Annotated in this window: 13 protein-coding genes; 11 read left to right on the plus strand and 2 right to left on the minus strand. The window is 68.2% G+C overall.

The genetic code is table 11. The features are described 5' to 3' along the window. Positions 1 to 106 precede the first annotated feature (106 nt). From nadB to LQD00_RS09875, 7 genes are all read left to right on the plus strand, one after another. The gene (nadB, locus tag LQD00_RS09845; RefSeq protein WP_232716956.1) at positions 107 to 1,753 is read left to right on the plus strand and encodes an L-aspartate oxidase; all 1,647 of its coding nucleotides are present in this window, start codon (positions 107 to 109) and stop codon (positions 1,751 to 1,753) included. 73 nt (positions 1,754 to 1,826) lie between these two features. Next, the gene (locus LQD00_RS09850) at positions 1,827 to 2,840 is read left to right on the plus strand and encodes an alpha/beta fold hydrolase (protein WP_232716957.1); all 1,014 of its coding nucleotides are present in this window, start codon (positions 1,827 to 1,829) and stop codon (positions 2,838 to 2,840) included. Between the two features lie 163 nt (positions 2,841 to 3,003). Continuing rightward, positions 3,004 to 3,933, plus strand: coding sequence for a hypothetical protein (locus LQD00_RS09855; RefSeq protein WP_232716958.1), 930 nt, complete (start codon positions 3,004 to 3,006; stop codon positions 3,931 to 3,933). A gap of 173 nt (positions 3,934 to 4,106) precedes the next feature. Continuing rightward, positions 4,107 to 4,400: a metal-sensitive transcriptional regulator gene (locus LQD00_RS09860; RefSeq protein ID WP_005196646.1), complete on the plus strand. Its 294-nt coding sequence runs from the start codon at positions 4,107 to 4,109 to the stop codon at positions 4,398 to 4,400. Between the two features lie 48 nt (positions 4,401 to 4,448). Further along, the gene (locus LQD00_RS09865) at positions 4,449 to 4,655 is read left to right on the plus strand and encodes a heavy-metal-associated domain-containing protein (RefSeq protein WP_154884023.1); all 207 of its coding nucleotides are present in this window, start codon (positions 4,449 to 4,451) and stop codon (positions 4,653 to 4,655) included. Position 4,656: 1 nt separating this feature from the next. Then, a complete protein-coding gene (locus LQD00_RS09870) occupies positions 4,657 to 4,851 on the plus strand; it encodes a hypothetical protein (RefSeq protein WP_232716959.1) in 195 nt (64 codons plus the stop codon). Further along, entirely contained in the window at positions 4,851 to 7,139 is a 2,289-nt protein-coding gene (locus tag LQD00_RS09875) for a heavy metal translocating P-type ATPase (RefSeq protein ID WP_232716960.1), read from the plus strand. Before LQD00_RS09870 ends, LQD00_RS09875 begins: the two co-directional genes overlap by 1 nt. A 154-nt stretch (positions 7,140 to 7,293) precedes the next feature. Here the strand turns inward: LQD00_RS09875 and LQD00_RS09880 are convergent, their stop codons facing one another. Further along, complete coding sequence (locus LQD00_RS09880; protein WP_232716961.1) at positions 7,294 to 8,751, minus strand: FAD-binding protein; 1,458 nt, start codon at positions 8,749 to 8,751, stop codon at positions 7,294 to 7,296. Between the two features lie 178 nt (positions 8,752 to 8,929). On the opposite strand from LQD00_RS09880, the gene LQD00_RS09885 reads away from it, so the two are divergent. From LQD00_RS09885 to LQD00_RS09900, 4 genes are all read left to right on the plus strand, one after another. Beyond that, positions 8,930 to 10,483: a molybdopterin-dependent oxidoreductase gene (locus LQD00_RS09885; RefSeq protein WP_232717102.1), complete on the plus strand. Its 1,554-nt coding sequence runs from the start codon at positions 8,930 to 8,932 to the stop codon at positions 10,481 to 10,483. Positions 10,484 to 10,813: 330 nt separating this feature from the next. Next, positions 10,814 to 11,941: a Re/Si-specific NAD(P)(+) transhydrogenase subunit alpha gene (locus LQD00_RS09890; protein ID WP_232716962.1), complete on the plus strand. Its 1,128-nt coding sequence runs from the start codon at positions 10,814 to 10,816 to the stop codon at positions 11,939 to 11,941. Beyond that, positions 11,941 to 12,246, plus strand: coding sequence for an NAD(P) transhydrogenase subunit alpha (locus LQD00_RS09895; protein WP_006358004.1), 306 nt, complete (start codon positions 11,941 to 11,943; stop codon positions 12,244 to 12,246). Before LQD00_RS09890 ends, LQD00_RS09895 begins: the two co-directional genes overlap by 1 nt. Beyond that, the gene (locus LQD00_RS09900; RefSeq protein WP_232716963.1) at positions 12,243 to 13,775 is read left to right on the plus strand and encodes an NAD(P)(+) transhydrogenase (Re/Si-specific) subunit beta; all 1,533 of its coding nucleotides are present in this window, start codon (positions 12,243 to 12,245) and stop codon (positions 13,773 to 13,775) included. Before LQD00_RS09895 ends, LQD00_RS09900 begins: the two co-directional genes overlap by 4 nt. A gap of 67 nt (positions 13,776 to 13,842) precedes the next feature. Here LQD00_RS09900 and LQD00_RS09905 read toward each other — a convergent pair whose 3' ends face one another. After that, the gene (locus LQD00_RS09905) at positions 13,843 to 16,194 is read right to left on the minus strand and encodes a transketolase-like TK C-terminal-containing protein (RefSeq protein WP_406566996.1); all 2,352 of its coding nucleotides are present in this window, start codon (positions 16,192 to 16,194) and stop codon (positions 13,843 to 13,845) included. Positions 16,195 to 16,411: the final 217 nt, after the last annotated feature.

The raw sequence follows: 16,411 nt of genomic DNA on the forward strand, positions 1-16,411 counted from the left end.
GTGATCAAACATTCCGTCATCGGGAGCTGCGGGGTAGGGTTTTCGACTGGGAATCGAAAACACCTCGCCGGGGTTGTCAGAGTACGACCGGCGAAAGGCGGATGACATGAGTACGTCCACATACGGACCGGGCGCGGGAATCGCCGACCGTGCCGATCTCGTCGTGGTCGGGGCCGGTATCGCGGGCCTGACCGCCGCGCTCTGCGCAGCGGAGAGCGGACTGTCGGTCGTCGTGGTCAACAAGGGCCCGAGCTGGCGTCCCGACCGCGGGGAGCAACCGACCTCGACGTTCTACGCCCAGGGCGGCGTCGCGGTGGTCATGCCCGATGTGCGCTCGACCGGTCCGGACGACGTCGACTCGATCGATCTGCACCTCGCCGACACGCTCGCCGCCGGCGGTGGCCTCACCGACCCCGCGGCAACGCGCCCGATCCTGGCCGACGGGTGGTCATCGGTCTCCGCGCTGATCGGGTGGGGCGCCGACTTCGATCGCGACGCCGACGGCCAGCTCCTTCGCACGCGGGAAGGCGGCCACTCGGTGCGACGGATCATCCACGCCGGCGGTGATGCGACGGGTGCCGCGATCCAGCGAGCGCTCAACGACGCCGTCGCTCAGCGGGAAGTCGGCGCCGGGCAGTCCATCCGTTTCCTCGACGACGCGATCGTCACGGAGGTCCGGGTCGACGACGGCCGGGTCGCGGGGGTGGCCTATCTGCAGGACGACCGGTGGGGCGTGGTCGATGCACCGACGGTCCTGCTCGCCACCGGCGGTGCGGGTCATCTCTACGCGGCGACGACCAACCCGTCCGGTGCCACCTGCGACGGCATCGCGCTCGCGTTGCGGGCAGGTGCGCACGTCGCCGACCTCGAATTCATCCAGTTCCACCCGACGATGCTCTACACGCCGGGTGCCCGTGGACGTCGGACGCTCATCAGCGAGGCCGTGCGAGGGGAGGGCGGTCGACTCGTCGACGTGCACGGACGCTCGGTGACCGACGGCGTGCACCCAATGAGCGACCTCGCGCCCCGCGACGTGGTCGCGAACGCCGTGGAGACCGCCATCGAGCTGACCGGGCACCCCTGCGTCTACCTCGACATCAGCGGGGTGCCCGACTTCGAGCGGCGTTTCCCGACGGTCAGCGCCGGAATCCGGTCGGCCGGTCTCGACCCGGCCGGCAACCGCATCCCCGTCGTACCGGGTGCCCACTACCTCTGCGGTGGCGTGGTGACCGACGACGAGGCGCGTACCGCCGTCGACGGACTCCTGGCCGCCGGTGAGGTCGCGCGGACCGGCCTGCACGGGGCCAATCGACTGGCATCGAACAGCCTGCTCGAGGGGCTCGTCATGGGTCGACGGGCCGCGGCGGTCGCCGTCGGACGACGTGACCTGCGGCCGGCCGGCACCGGTCCCGTCGCGACACCCGGACCGGTGCCGATCCTCGACCGTGATCTGCTGCAGAACACGATGTCGCGACGGGTGGCTCTTCGCCGATCCGCCGACGGGCTGGCGCACGCGGCCGAGACGATCGCGAGGGCGCCGCGGCGGGTTCCCGCGACGGTTCGCGAGGTCGAGGACGCCGCGCTCACACTGACCGCGTCGGCGGTCATCGCGGCGGCCACCGCTCGCACCGAGTCGCGTGGCGCTCACGTCCGGACAGACTTCCCGCTGACGGCCGAGGTCGCGGAATCCCACACCTTTCGCCTCGTCGACGGGGAGATCCGCGAGTCGGGATTCGCCGGCATCGCGGTCTGAGAGGACGCCCGCGCCGCGCACCCGAGGGCACAAGTAGATGCGGTCGTCGGATTCCAGCGATACATTGGCGCCGATGACCCAGAGCTCACCAGACGCGCGCGACGCCGAAGCCCACGACGACTCCGACGCCGCGGACGCCCCACGGCACGAGACCATCGACCTCGGGCACATCACCCTCCACGCGCTGGAGTGGGGTCCGGTCGACGGCCCGGTCGCGGTGTGTCTCCACGGTTTTCCGGATTCGGCGTGGACATGGCGTCTGCTCGCCCCCGAACTGGTCGCCGCCGGTTATCGCGTCGTCGCGCCGTTCACCCGCGGATACGCACCGTCGGACATCCCGCGCGACAAGGACTTTCACGTCGCAGCCCTCGCCTACGACGCCCGGGAGATCCACCGGGCGGTCGGCGCCGGACCCGACGCGGTGCTCATCGGGCACGACTGGGGTGCGCTGACGGTCAACGCCCTGTCCCATCGGTCGGACAACCCGTATTCGGCGGTGGTCGCGATGTCGGTTCCGCCGATTCCCGCGATCCGGAGCGCGGTCGCCGAGGGCCCGGGTGCGGTTCGACTTCTGGCGCGGCAGGCGACCATGAGCTGGTACATCGGATTCAACCAGTTGCCCTGGTTGCCCGAGCGGAGTCTCGACTGGCTGATCCCCCTGCTGTGGCGCCGCTGGCGGTTACGACGCCCCGGCACGCCGCGGCCGAATTACGACCTTGACGTCGATCGGGCCCTCGCTGCGCTACCGACGCGCGAGCATCGCGCGGCCGTCCTGGGCTACTACCGGGCGATGCTCCGGCCACGGATCGACGCCCGCTACGCCGACCTCAGCCGCGACTGGTTGCGCGAACCCCGTTGCCGCACGCTGTATCTGCACGGCGCCGACGACGGCTGCATGCAGTCGAGATTGACCGACCACGTGCGCGGCGTGTTGCCCGACGGCAGTGCCACCGCGGTCATCGCCGACGCCGGGCACTTCCTCCATCTCGATCGCCCGGAGGAGGTGAATCGCCGGATCGTGATGTTTGTCGCCGGGACGCGCGGGGACGAACAGGGTGACACCGGACCGGCCTCCTTCGTAGACTGACGCCCGGGATCTTCACAGCACCGCGGCCATCGGGGACGCCGTGGCGCTTGCCGGGGGGCGAGCCGAGTTCGGCGAACACTCGAGAACCACTGCGAAGACCGGCGTGGCATGGCTGGATGGCGCGCGTAGACGTGAAGCACTGCAGGTATGAAGGGGAGTCCGTATGAACGGCGAAGGCTGTTGGTCGACGGTGGTGTGCCGGCCGACCGAACGGGCGGCGCTGGGACTGTCGGGTGACTCCGATTGGTTGCTGCAATGTCGTCTCGCGATCGGCCATCGCGGGAATCACGCGACGGATGCAAGCACCCACCCGAGGCACGATCGTCGCCTCTGGCTGGAATGGAACGACTTCGACGATCGCGCCCAGTCGCTCATCGAACGCAACCCGTGCCCCGTCCCGTCGCCGGAAGGGGTCGGGTGCGTCTTCTTCGTCGGCCACGGCGGGCCTCACTTCTTTGCACACTCGAACGGGCACGCCCCGTCGGTGATGTCGGGTGCCGGAGCAGGAAATCATCAACGACCTGCGCCCGGTTCGGGCCGGACGGGTCCGCAGCCCCCGACCCCGAATCCCCAGCGGATGGGGTCGCACCGGTTGCCGGACTCGCATCAACCGCCCGCTCCGCCGGCCGGTGACCCTGCTTCCGAGCCCGCTCACGGGGTGACGCCCGAACCGACTCCCGGGTCGGGATACCGCGGCGGCCGTCGGTCCACCAACGCCGAACCAGCGGTCTCCGAGGACTACCACGGTCGACGCCACCGGTCCGACGCGCCGGGCCAGGACATCTCCGGCCCGGCGGTGCCCACAACGGCAGCACCCGACACGGCGGTGCCCGATCCCGCTGGACCCGGCCCGGTGGCGCCGACGCCGGAGCCGGCGAACCCGGCGACACCGGCTCACGCCGCGCCGGCGCTTCCGGACCTCTCCCCGGCGGAGGGGGCCGTCGTCCCGCCCGTCGGCGTCCCGGGTGCACAGGTGACCGACCACGCATCGGAGATCTCCGAAGCGGAAGCCGCACGTCGCGCCGAGATCAGCGCGGCCCTCGATGACGTCGCCGTAGCCCTGGCACGCCTCGCCGCCGCCCTGCGGCCGTAGCTCACGCGGACCCCTGAACCCCGACGCCCGTCACGCGTCGGGGTTTCGTGTTGCGCTTGAGTCGGTGCGGGCCGGCCCGGACCTCATACGGTAGGGGGGTACCGTTGGCAGGCGAACGATGGTATACCTGGTGAGGCATACCCCTGAGGGGTACCCGTCACAACAGGAGCGACATGGACGAGCACCAGCACGGCTACATCGGCCGCAAGGACGACTATCTCAAGCGTCTCCGCCGCATCGAGGGCCAGGCACGCGGGCTGCAGCGCATGGTCGAAGAGGACTCGTACTGCATCGACATCCTCACCCAGGTGTCCGCCATGACCAAGGCGTTGCAGGCGGTCAGCCTGGGTCTGCTCGAGGAGCACATGGCCCACTGCGTCGTGCACGCCGCGCAGGAGAGCGACGCCGCCGGCAAGGAGAAGGTGGACGAGGCCATGGCCGCGATCGCCCGACTCGTGAAGTCCTGACACCGACCGACCAGCCACACCGCGAAGACAGCGAGAAGAGGAGAAGAAATGAGCACCACCAGCAACTACACCGTCACCGGGATGACCTGCGGCCACTGTGTCGCCTCCGTCCGCGAGGAGATCGAGGAGATCGCCGGTGTGACCAGCGTCGACGTGACCCTCGAGGACGGAGCGGTGCGCGTCGTCGCCGACCGCGAGATCCCGCGCGAGGAGATCGCCGGAGCGGTCGCCGAAGCCGGGTACTCACTGGTGTGACATGAGCATTCCCAAGGGTCCCCTGGTCTACGTCGTCGCGCTGATCGCCGCCTTCGCGATCGCCTTCGGCGTCGGCCGGGCATGGGGACCGCAACCCGAGCCGGTGTCCCACGACGCACCCTCGCACGGCGTCGTCGAGACGACTGTCCCGGACTCCACCCCACATGGCGACACGACACACGGAGGTGACCACTGATGTCCGCGACTCCCGGCCTGCAACTGGTCGACCTCGACATCTCCGGCATGACCTGCGCGTCGTGTGCGAACCGCATCGAGCGGAAACTGAACAAACTCGACGGCGTCACCGCCTCGGTGAACTATGCGACCGAACGCGCCCACGTCGAGGTCTCTACCGGTCTCGCCGCCGGCGACCTCATCGAGGTGGTCCGCGCCGCCGGCTACGACGCCGCGCCGGTCCTGCCGGACCCGCCCGCCGGGTCGGCGGCGGATACGACCGACACCGCGCCCACGGCGGACCCGGAACTCGACGCGCTGCGGCAACGGCTGATCGTCTCGGTGGTGCTGTCGGTGCCGGTGATCGCGCTCGCGATGATCCCGTCCTGGCAGTTCACCTACTGGCAGTGGCTGTCCCTGACGCTCGCCGCGCCGGTCGTTGTGTGGGGTGCCTACCCGTTCCATCGCGCAGCATGGATCAACCTGCGTCACGGCGCGACCACGATGGACACCCTGGTCTCGGTCGGCACGCTCGCCGCGTTCGGCTGGTCGCTGTACGCGCTCTTCCTCGGTACCGCCGGGACGCCAGGCCTCACCCACGGGTTCGACCTGCTTCCCCAACGCACCGACGGGGCGTCGCACATCTATCTCGAAGCAGCCGCGGGCGTGACGACCTTCCTGCTCGCGGGGCGCTACTTCGAGAAACGGTCCAAACGGCGCGCCGGTGACGCACTGCGAGCCCTGATGGACCTCGGGGCCAAGGACGTGGTGGTCCGACGCGACGGTGTCGAGAGCCGAATTCCCATCGGCCAGTTGGTGGTCGGTGACGAATTCTTGGTGCGTCCCGGCGAGAAGATCGCGACCGACGGCGTCGTGGTCGACGGCGCGTCGGCGATCGATGCGTCGATGGTGTCCGGGGAGTCGGTGCCGATCGAGGTGACCGCGGGCGACGCGGTCATCGGCGCCACCGTCAACACCAGCGGACTGCTCGTCGTCCGGGCGACCGCGGTGGGTTCCGACACCGCACTCTCGCAGATGGCACGGATGGTCGCCGCCGCGCAGGAGGGCAAGGCCGACGCGCAGCGCCTGGCCGACCGCATCTCCTCGGTGTTCGTCCCCGCGGTGATCGCGATCTCGGTTGCCACGCTGGGCTTCTGGCTCGGGGCGGCGTCGTTGGACGATTTCGCGGGTGGTGACGTGACCTTCGCGTTCACCGCGGCGGTCGCGGTCCTCATCATTGCCTGTCCGTGTGCGCTCGGGCTCGCCACGCCGACCGCGCTCATGGTCGGCACCGGCCGCGGCGCACAGCTGGGCATCCTGCTGAAGGGGCCCGAGGTGCTGGAGTCGACCCGACGCGTCGACACCATCGTGCTGGACAAGACCGGCACCGTCACCACCGGCGACATGTCGGTGTCGACGGTGACCGCCGCCGAGGGGCGGGACGAGTCAGAGGTCCTCGCGTGGGCGGCTGCGGTGGAAGCGGGGTCGGAGCACCCGATCGGCCGCGCCGTCGTCGAAGCGGGTCGTGAGCACGTGTCGGAGAAGGCGCGGGATTTCGTGTCCACCGAGGGCGCCGGTGTTGCCGGCACCGTGGGTGACAGGCGAGTTCGGGTCCTCTCGCCCAGCAAGGTGACCGTGCCGATGCCCGCCGATCTCGCGGACGCGGTGTCGACTGCCGAGTCAGGTGGTGCGACGGCGGTCGTCGTCCTCGTCGGCGACGCGAACGACGATGCGTCCGAACCGGTTCCGGCCGGCGTGATCGCGGTGGCCGACCGCATCAAGGCATCGTCGGCCGAGGCCATTGCCGAATTCCGGCGCCTGGGACTCACGCCGAAGCTGCTCACCGGCGACAACGAAGGTGCGGCGAAAGCTGTTGCGGCAGAGGTGGGGATCGATGACGTGACCGCGGGGGTCAGCCCGCAGCGCAAGCTCGAGGTGATCGCCGAACTCCAGGAGCAGGGTCACGTGGTCGCGATGGTCGGCGACGGCATCAACGACGCCGCCGCACTGGCGCAGGCCGACCTCGGTCTCGCGATGGGCACCGGCACCGATGTGGCGATGGCGGCCGGCGACCTCACGGTCGTGAGCGGTGACCTCCGCGTGGTGGCCGACGCCATCCGGCTGGCGCGTCGAACCCTCGGCACGATCAAGGGAAACCTGTTCTGGGCCTTCGGTTACAACGTCGCCGCGGTCCCGTTGGCGGCCGCCGGGATGCTCAACCCGATGATCGCCGGGGCCGCGATGGCGCTCTCCTCGGTGTTCGTCGTGGGGAACAGCCTGCGGTTGCGCAGATTCTCCCCGGCCCGCTGACAACCGCCCACAAAGACCGGTTGGCAGCCTGGTTTCGATACGGACCTCGGCTGGCGCCTCGGCCCTACTCAACCAGCGGGTATGCGTCCTGCTGGTTGAGTAGGTTCGAGCCGCTAGGCGAGAACCGTATCGAAACCAGCTCAGGCGCGCGAGGTCACCTTCGCGCGGCGTGACGACCGGCGCGTCGGCCGAAGTACGATCCCTCTCCCAATTGCGTTCCGCTGCAGTAACCCTTGCAGTCCTGGGCGATGTTGGTGGCACTCGCGCCAGCGGCGTAGAGGCCCTTGATGACCGACCCGGACTCGTCGAGCACCTCGCCGTCGAGCGAGGTGGCCATGCCGCCCATCGTGAAGCCGGCGTACATCGCCTTGCCGAGCGAGAGGTCGTAGGCAGCCCACGGACCCTTGTCCTGAGGTTCGAGGAACTCGGCCGCCTTGTGGAAGTCGGGATCTTCCTTCTTCGCGGCGTTCTCGTTGTACCGGGCCATGGTCGCCTGCAGCTTGCCCTCGGGGATGCCGAGATCGCGCTCCATCTCCTCGATCGTCTCCCAGCCGTCGATCAGCGGGATCAGGTAGTTCTGCTTGGGGTTCATGTGCGACTCGTCGACGATGAGGAACGCCGCCGAATCCGGTTGCTCCATGATGAATCCCGACGTGCGGGCGTGGTAGGAGTCCTCGGTGACGAACCGTTCGCCGAACTTGTTCACGATGACGCCCATGACCATGCTGGCGGGCGGATAGATCGGCGCGGTGATGAACGCCTTGTCCATGTATTTGAGTTCGGCGCCCACCGATCGGCCCATGCGCAGTCCGAGGCCGTCGTCGTAGGTGTTGCCGAGGACGAACGGCTTCTCGGCGAGGTGCGGCGTGTGCTCGGCGACCATCTCGGGGTTCATCACGAAGCCGCCCGCGGCGATGATCACCGAGGTGGCGCGGATGACGCCTTCCTCGCCGGGCTTCTTCCAGGTCACGCCGGCGACGGTTCCGTCGGAGTCGACGACGAGTTGCCGTGCGCCGGTCTCATAACGGACCTCGACGCCGAGTTCGCCGAGACGCTTGACGAGCAGGTCGATCACCAGGGAGGCGCCACCGGTCTCACCGGGAACCGGCACCTTGTGGCCGCGCGGAGCAGGGACGGCCTGGTCCTTGAACGGCCACACCTTCTCGTTGCCGGTGAACATCAGGCCTTCGGTGCCGGGCTGGATGACGGCCTTCTCCGGGTAGAAGCTGCGCTCGAAGGTGAAGCCCAGCCCCTCGAGCCAGTTGAAGTGGTCCACGCTGTCGACGCAGTACGCGTGGATCTTGTCGACCTCGGGGTCGATGGACACCGCGGTCAGGTACTTCTCCATCTCCTCGGGCGAGTCGTCCTGGCCGGTCGCCTTCTGGACGGCGGTGCCGCCACCGAGATAGAAGAAGCCTCCCGACAGGGAGGTGGTGCCGCCGGCCGCGGCGGCGCGTTCGATGAGCAGGACGCGCGCGCCGTTCGCTGCGGCCTCCGCGGCGGCGCATCCGCCCGCGATGCCGAATCCGATCACGACGACGTCGACCTCGTCGGAGAATTCGGTCACCGATTCGAGGGCGACGGTCTCCGGGATCTCGGTACTGGTAGCCATGCGGCCAGATTAGCGGACAAACTAGAACCTGTTCTAGTCTTGGTGACCATTCAGCGGGAGGTCGCCGGATCGTGACCGAAACAGCAGGTCAGCCGATCGATCGTCGGATGAACAGTCGGCGTCCGGTGCGGACCCGCCGCCATGTGCGCGAACTCCGGTATCAAGAAGTGTGACCATCTTGTCGGACCCCCGCGCACACGACGCCGCTCCCTGGGTGGCGGGACTCGTCGCGGTGGGTGCCGGGCTGGCCGCGGGGGAGATCGCCGCGGTCCCGGTGTCGCCGGACGCGTCGCCGTACTTCGCGGTCGGCTCGTCGGTGGTCGACCACTCGCCCCAGGCGGTCCGCGAATGGGCCATTCAGACCTTCGGCATCGCCGACAAGGTCGCCCTCTTCGTCGGGATGGGCTTCATCATCGCCGCGATCGCCGGCGCCTGCGGGTACCTCGAGCGGCGCCGTCCACCGCTCGGGTCCGCGATCATCGCGGTCTTCGCAGCAGTCGGCGTGCTGGCGGCGGTGAACCGGCCGGGTGCGTCGTGGACCTATGCGCTGCCTTCGATCCTCGCCGGAGTCGTGGGCGTCGTCGTACTGAGGCTGCTGCTGGCCCAGCTCGCCGACGAGCCGCCGCGGTTCGTCGACGGGGACGCGGAAGATGTTGACCGTCAGCCTCTTTCACGGCGATTCGTCCTCGCTGCAGGCGGTGTGGCGGTGGCCGCCGTCGCGATCGGCGTCATCGGCCGTCGTATGCTCGCCGACACCGCGAGCACGTTGGCCGACCGCGCGCGGATCCTGCTGCCGAAACCCGTCGACCCGGCCCCGCCGATCCCGCCCGGAACCGAGCTGAACCTTTCCGGCGCAACGCCTTTCATCACCGGGAACGACGACTTCTACCGGATCGACACCGCGCTCCAGGTCCCGACGCTCACCACCGTCGAATGGCGACTGCGAATACACGGAGAGGTCGACAGGGAGGTGACCCTCACCTGGGATGACCTGCTGGCGATGCCCATGACCGAACGGTTCGTGACGCTGGCGTGCGTGTCCAACGACGTCGGGGGAGACCTGATCGGCAACGCCCGGTGGCTCGGCGTGCCGATGCAAGAAGTCCTCGACCTTGCCGGCGTACGCCCCGGGGCCGACATGCTGTTGTCCACCAGTGTCGACGGATGGACCTGCGGCACACCGATTTCGGACATCACCGACGGCCGCGATGCACTGCTGGCGGTCGGCATGAACGGTGGGCCGTTACCGATCGAACACGGATACCCGGTCCGGCAGGTGGTCCCCGGTCTGTACGGGTACGTGTCGGCGACCAAGTGGGTCGTCGACTGGGAGATCACCAGGTTCTCCGAGGCCCGGGCGTACTGGACCGACCGCGGATGGTCGGCGCTCGGACCCATCAAACTGGCCTCACGGATCGATCGTCCGGCCCGGGGTACCTCGCACCCCGCGGGTGAGGTCGTCATCGCCGGAACCGCATGGGCGCAGCGCATAGGTGTCGAGCGCGTCGAGGTCCGGATCGACGACGGGCCGTGGCAGCCCGCGGAGCTCTCGACCCAGTACAGCGACGACACCTGGCGACAGTGGAAGTTCACGTGGCAAGCGGACAAAGGCGACCACACGGTCACATGCCGTGCGATCGACAAACAGGGGCGCCCGCAGGTCGAGCGGTACCAGTCTCCTGCACCCGACGGCGCGACCGGGCTCGACGAGCGTAGATACACCGTTACCTGATCTGTTCCAACGGATTCGAGCTACCGGCGAGTATCCCGAAAGATCATGATGAATCGACTTGTCAAGGGTGGAGTGAGGTATCCGACTCCGCTGAGATTGCGCTGAGACCTCGTGTTATCTTCTTCCAGCCTCTATATGTGAGCCGGGTGACAGTCATCGCTGTCGGAGCCCGCGCACTTCGTGACCTGCGTCAGGTCGTCCGCTCCGCCGACACATGGCAGAGCTGCACGATTTGCACGCAGGTTACGACGTTCTACACATGTGCGCCGACGACAGGCGCCGAAAACAAGGCGGCGTCGACAGACGTCGCCACCAGACAGGGTGAGAGTTATGACAGTGGGTGTCGTGCGCGAGACGGCCCCGGGAGAGCGCCGAGTGGCGCTCGTCCCGAAGGTGGCCGCCTCGCTGGTGGGCAAGGGTGTGCCCGTCGTGGTGGAGTCGGGGGCCGGTCTCGGCGCCCTGATCCCCGACGAGGCGTACACCGAAGCCGGGGCCACGATCGGCGATCCGTATTCGGCCGATGTGGTGTTGCGGGTGTCGCCTCCGTCGGATGACGAGATCGGCAAGCTTCGCAGCGGGCAGAAGCTGATCGGTTTCCTGGCGCCGCGCAATGCCGACAACAAGATCGGTGCCCTGCGTGCAGCGGGCGTGGAGGCCTACGCGGTGGAGGCGATCCCGCGTATCTCCCGCGCACAGGTGATGGATGCGTTGAGTTCGCAGGCCAACGTGGCCGGCTACAAGTCGGTGATCGTGGCGGCGGATCTGTCGACGCGGTTCTTCCCGATGCTCACCACGGCAGCGGGCACGGTGAAGCCGGCGACGGTGCTGGTGCTCGGTGTCGGTGTGGCCGGTCTGCAGGCGCTCGCCACAGCCAAGCGCCTCGGCGGCCGGACCACCGGTTACGACGTGCGCCCCGAGGTGGCCGAGCAGGTCCGGTCGGTCGGTGCGCAGTGGCTCGATCTCGGTATCGACGCTGCCGGCGAGGGCGGGTACGCCCGTGAGCTGACCGAGGAAGAACGCGCGCAGCAGCAACAGGCACTCGAGGACGCGATCAAGGGCTTCGACGTGGTGGTCACCACCGCGCTGGTCCCGGGTCGTCCGGCCCCGCGCCTCGTGACCGCGGCTGCCGTCGAGGGCATGAAGCCGGGCAGCGTCGTGGTGGACCTGGCCGGTGAGACCGGCGGCAACTGCGAGCTCACCGAACCCGGGGAGACCGTAGTCAAGCACGACGTGACGATCACCGCGCCGCTGAATCTGCCGGCGACGATGCCCGAGCATGCCAGCGAGCTGTACTCGAAGAACCTCCTCGCCCTGATCGAGCTGATGCTCGACGACAACGGCGCGATCACACCGGACTTCGACGACGAGGTGCTCGCCGCCGCGTGCGTCACCCGTGAACCCGGCGCCGGGAACGAAGCGAGCGGGCCGAATGACGGTCAGCAGGAGGTGAAGGCCTGATGTACTCCGGACTTCTGGCGAATCTCGCGATCCTGGTGTTGGCCGGGTTCGTGGGTTTCGCGGTCATCTCGAAGGTTCCCAACACCCTTCACACCCCATTGATGTCGGGCACGAACGCCATTCACGGCATCGTCGTGCTCGGTGCGCTGGTGGTGCTGGGCAAGCTCCCTGCCGATGCCGGGTGGGGCGTGCGGATCATCGCGTTCGTCGCGCTGGTGTTCGGCACGCTCAACGTGATCGGTGGCTTCGCGGTCACCGACCGGATGCTGGGCATGTTCAAGGGTAAGAAGGAGGCCGCCAAGTGATCGGCTCGCAATTGGTGCTCGCCGCAGGCGCGCACACCCCGAGCGAAGGCCTGTCATACCTGGTCATGGCGCTCTACATCGTGTCCTTCTCGCTCTTCATCTACGGCCTGATGGGTCTGACCGGCCCGAAGACCGCGGTGCGCGGCAACTGGATCGCCGCGACCGGTATGGGGTTGGCGGTGGCGGCGACGCTGCTCTACATCTACAACGCGGGCGCGGTCGGCGAGGATGGTCATTCGACGGTCGGCGTGCCGACGATCAACTGGATCCTGATCGTGATCGGTCTGGTTCTCGGTGTGGTGCTGGGTATCCCGCCGGCGCTGAAGACCAAGATGACGGCCATGCCGCAGCTGGTGGCACTGTTCAACGGTGTCGGCGGCGGCACGGTTGCGCTGATCGCGTGGTCGGAGTTCATCGAGACCTCCGGGTTCTCGGTCTTCCACAACACCGAACCGGCCTCGCCGCTGGTGGTGGGTTCGCTGATCGCGGCGATCATCGGTTCGATCTCGTTCTGGGGATCGCTGGTCGCGTTCGCGAAGCTGCAGGAGATCATGCCCAAGGGTCTGGAGAAGACCTTCGTGGCGAACGCGAAGCTGTTCCAAGCCGCCAACATCGTGCTGCTGCTGGTCGCGTTGGGTCTGGCGATCTACCTCGGCGTGCAGGCCACCGACGGTGGCGGGGCGAGCGTGTGGTGGATGGTCGGGCTGCTGCTCGCCGCCGGCGTGATGGGTCTGTTCGTGGTGTTCCCCATCGGCGGTGCGGACATGCCCGTGGTGATCTCGCTGCTCAACGCGATGACCGGTCTGTCGGCCGCCGCGGCGGGTATCGCGCTGGACAACACGGCGCTGATCGTGGCCGGCATGATCGTCGGCGCGTCGGGTTCGATCCTGACCAACCTGATGGCCAAGGCGATGAACCGGTCGATCCCGGCGATCGTGTTCGGCTCGTTCGGTGGCGGCGACGCCGCGGCCGCCGGTGGTCCCGGCGCCGAGGGCGGCACGGTCAAGGCCACCTCCGCCGCCGACGCCGCGATCCAGATGGCCTACGCCAATCAGGTGATCGTGGTGCCCGGTTACGGTCTGGCCGTGGCCCAGGCACAGCATGCGGTCAAGGAGATGGCGAGCCTGCTCGAGGCCAAGGGCGTGGAGGTCAAGTACGCCATCCACCCGGTGGCCGGTCGTATGCCGGGGCACATGAACGTGCTGCTGGCCGAGGCCGACGTCGAATACGACGCGATGAAGGAGATGGACGACATCAACGGCGAGTTCGGCCGTACCGATGTCGCGATCGTGATCGGCGCCAACGACGTCACCAACCCAGCCGCCCGCAACGACCCGTCGAGCCCGATCCACGGCATGCCGATCCTCAACGTCGACGAGGCGCGGTCGGTGATCGTGCTGAAGCGGTCGATGAGTTCGGGTTATGCCGGTATCGAGAACCCGCTGTTCTTCGCCGACGGCACCTCGATGCTGTTCGGTGACGCGAAGAAGAGTGTCGACAGCGTCATCGAGGAACTCAAAGCGCTGTAGCGCTTCCGGTTTCGACGAGAAGACCCCCGGTCCCGTGCATGCGGGTACCGGGGGTCTTGTCGTTCGATCAGGGCAGGATGTCGAGGGCGGCGGAGACGATGCTGTCGGTGTCGATGCCGTGATGTCGGTAGACGTCGTCGAGGGAGCCGACCTGACCGAACCGGGAGACACCGAGATTGGTGCTGTGCACCCGGTTGATACCGGCCAGGAATGCCAGTGTGTGCGGATGCCCGTCGAGGACCGTGACCATCGGGGTGGCACGGTCGCCCGGGAAGAGTTGATCGAGAATCCAGCTCTCACCGTTGCCCCGCCCCTGGCGCGCCTGCCAGGCCTCGAACAGGAGTCCGGGGCTGGTGATGCAGAGGACGTCGGCGTCGATTCCCTGCTGCTGCAGACGATCTGCGGCGGCCAGTGCTTCGGGGACCAGGGCCCCCATCGCGACGACCGTCACCTGTGCGCTCTCACTCCGTCGAAGTGGGTAACCGCCGGCGACGACCTGGCGGCGGCGGCGTTCACGCGCGGCCGGATCGGTCGGCACCGCGGCGAGGGACTGATCGACCGGACGGGTCGACAGCCGTAGATACGCCGAGGTGCCGTCGGGGCGGCCGAGCCGGGACAGGGAAGCCAGCAGAGTCCATTCGACGTCGATCCCGAACGCCGGTTCGTAACTGACACAACCCGGTTGCTCGAGACCGATCGACGGCGTCTTGATCGATTGGTGCGCACCGCCTTCGGCCGCGAGAGTGACCCCGGAGGGGGTGCCGACCAGGATCGACTGGCCGCCGGCGTAGATGCCGTACGACCACGGTTCCAGGGCGCGTTCGACGAAGGGGTCGTAGAGCACGCCGATCGGCAGCAGCGGCTGTCCCCAGCGGCTCCAGGTGGCACCGAGTTCGCCGATCAGACCGACCAGGTTGGTCTCGGCGATACCGAGTTCCATGTGCTGCCCGGTGGGCCGCTCGTTCCAGTGCATGATCGTCTCGGGATCGTCGGCGAACCAGTTGTGCCGCTCGGTGGGCGACCAGACGCCGACCTTGTTCACCCAGCCGCCGAGATTCGTGGTCGAGCTGACGTCCGGGCTGACGGTGACCACACGCTTTGCCGCATCCGGTGATTGGCGGGTCAGGTCGAGCAGCGACCGACCGAGCGCGGCTTGGGTTGTACTGGTGCCCTTCGGGGTGCGACCGAAGTCGGCCGGGATCTCGACGTCGGGCAAGGAAGGCACCGGTTCCCGCTGTAGGCGTTGCGCCGCAGCGGCACACAGCCGGCCTGCCGGGGCGTCGTCGGCGAACCGACCCCACGGTTGTTCCGGGTCCGTCCCGAGGGTCGCCGCCAGTTGCCGGTACTCCTCGACGGTCAGCAGCGCCGAATGGTTCTGGGGGTGACCCTGCGTGGGCAGCCCGTAACCCTTGATGGTGTAGGCGATGATCACCGTCGGGCGGGTGTCGTCGATCTGCCGGTACGCCTGCGACAGTGCCTGCAGGTCGTGACCGCCGAGGTTGCGGACCGCCGCCAGAAGGGTCGCGTCGTCCAGTGCGGCAACGAGTTCGGCGATCTTCGCGCTCTGGGAACCCGTGCCGGGCAGACGGTCACGGACCTCGTCCGCGGTGCAGCGGAGCAATCGCTGATATTCCGGGTTCGGCATCTGCAGGATGCGGGACCGCAATGCGTCGCCACCGGGACGGGCGAAGAGGGATTCGAGCAGCTGACCGAACCGCACGGGGATGACCTGCCAACCGGCCGCTTCGAACATCTTCTCGAGGCGACGGGCGGCGATGTTCGGCACGACGCGGTCCAGTGATTGACGGTTCAGGTCGACGATCCACACCACTTCGCCGAGATCGGCGATCCCCGGATCGAGGATGGCCTCCCAGACGGCGCCCTCGTCGAGTTCGGCGTCGCCGACGAGCGAGTACTGCCGGCCGCGGCCGGTGTCGCCGACGTGGGTGTCGACGTAGCGTCGTGCCATGGCGCCCCAGATCGGGGCGGTCGCGCCGATGCCGACCGAGCCGGTGGAGTAGTCGACGGTGTCCGGGTCCTTGGCGCGGCTGGGGTAGGACTGGAGGCCGCCGAACTCGCGGAGCGTGGTCAGGTACTTTTCGTCGAGCTCGCCGAGCAGGTAGTTGATGCTGTGGAGCACCGGCGACGCATGGGGTTTCACCGACACGCGATCACCGGGGCGCAGGTGTTCGAACCACAGCGAGGTCATGATCGAGACCATCGACGCGCACGACGCCTGGTGTCCGCCGACCTTCAATCCGCTGGGATTCGGCCGAACCCGGTTGGCGTGGTGGATCATCGAGGTCGACAGCCAGAGCACACGTTGCTGGATCGACTCGAGCGCTGCTTGTTCGGGCGTCACCGCGTCGCCGAGCGACGGCGGTGTGGCGACGGTATCGAGAAATGCGGACTGGGGCACGGGAACTCACTTTCGGACACCACCCACGCGAACCGCGGCACGGCGTGCGGATGTGACGGTTTGACCGACGCCCCCTCGGCGGCGACGGATCGGTCGCGGCCGGCAGGGCGAAATCCGGGTCGCCTACGGGGTCGTGTTCCGTCGGGGCTGGCCGGTTTTACGAGAAGGTGTGCTCACAGTCCAGCAATGCCAGTCTGTTTGCGCAATACTTGTCGTC

It is taken from the genome of Gordonia metallireducens (assembly GCF_021245825.1).
Classification (GTDB): domain Bacteria; phylum Actinomycetota; class Actinomycetes; order Mycobacteriales; family Mycobacteriaceae; genus Gordonia; species Gordonia namibiensis.

Bases quoted from the DNA above. Each gene is read 5' to 3' on its own strand.
- LQD00_RS09850 (WP_232716957.1), top strand. From the start codon at position 1,827: ATGACCCAGAGCTCACCAGACGCGCGCGACGCCGAAGCCCACGACGAC.
- LQD00_RS09895 (WP_006358004.1), top strand. From the start codon at position 11,941: ATGTACTCCGGACTTCTGGCGAATCTCGCGATCCTGGTGTTGGCCGGG.
- LQD00_RS09870 (WP_232716959.1), top strand. From the start codon at position 4,657: ATGAGCATTCCCAAGGGTCCCCTGGTCTACGTCGTCGCGCTGATCGCC.
- LQD00_RS09890 (WP_232716962.1), top strand. From the start codon at position 10,814: ATGACAGTGGGTGTCGTGCGCGAGACGGCCCCGGGAGAGCGCCGAGTG.
- LQD00_RS09860 (WP_005196646.1), top strand. From the start codon at position 4,107: ATGGACGAGCACCAGCACGGCTACATCGGCCGCAAGGACGACTATCTC.
- LQD00_RS09865 (WP_154884023.1), top strand. From the start codon at position 4,449: ATGAGCACCACCAGCAACTACACCGTCACCGGGATGACCTGCGGCCAC.
- LQD00_RS09880 (WP_232716961.1), bottom strand. From the start codon at position 8,751: ATGGCTACCAGTACCGAGATCCCGGAGACCGTCGCCCTCGAATCGGTG.
- LQD00_RS09855 (WP_232716958.1), top strand. From the start codon at position 3,004: ATGAACGGCGAAGGCTGTTGGTCGACGGTGGTGTGCCGGCCGACCGAA.
- LQD00_RS09875 (WP_232716960.1), top strand. From the start codon at position 4,851: ATGTCCGCGACTCCCGGCCTGCAACTGGTCGACCTCGACATCTCCGGC.
- nadB (WP_232716956.1), top strand. From the start codon at position 107: ATGAGTACGTCCACATACGGACCGGGCGCGGGAATCGCCGACCGTGCC.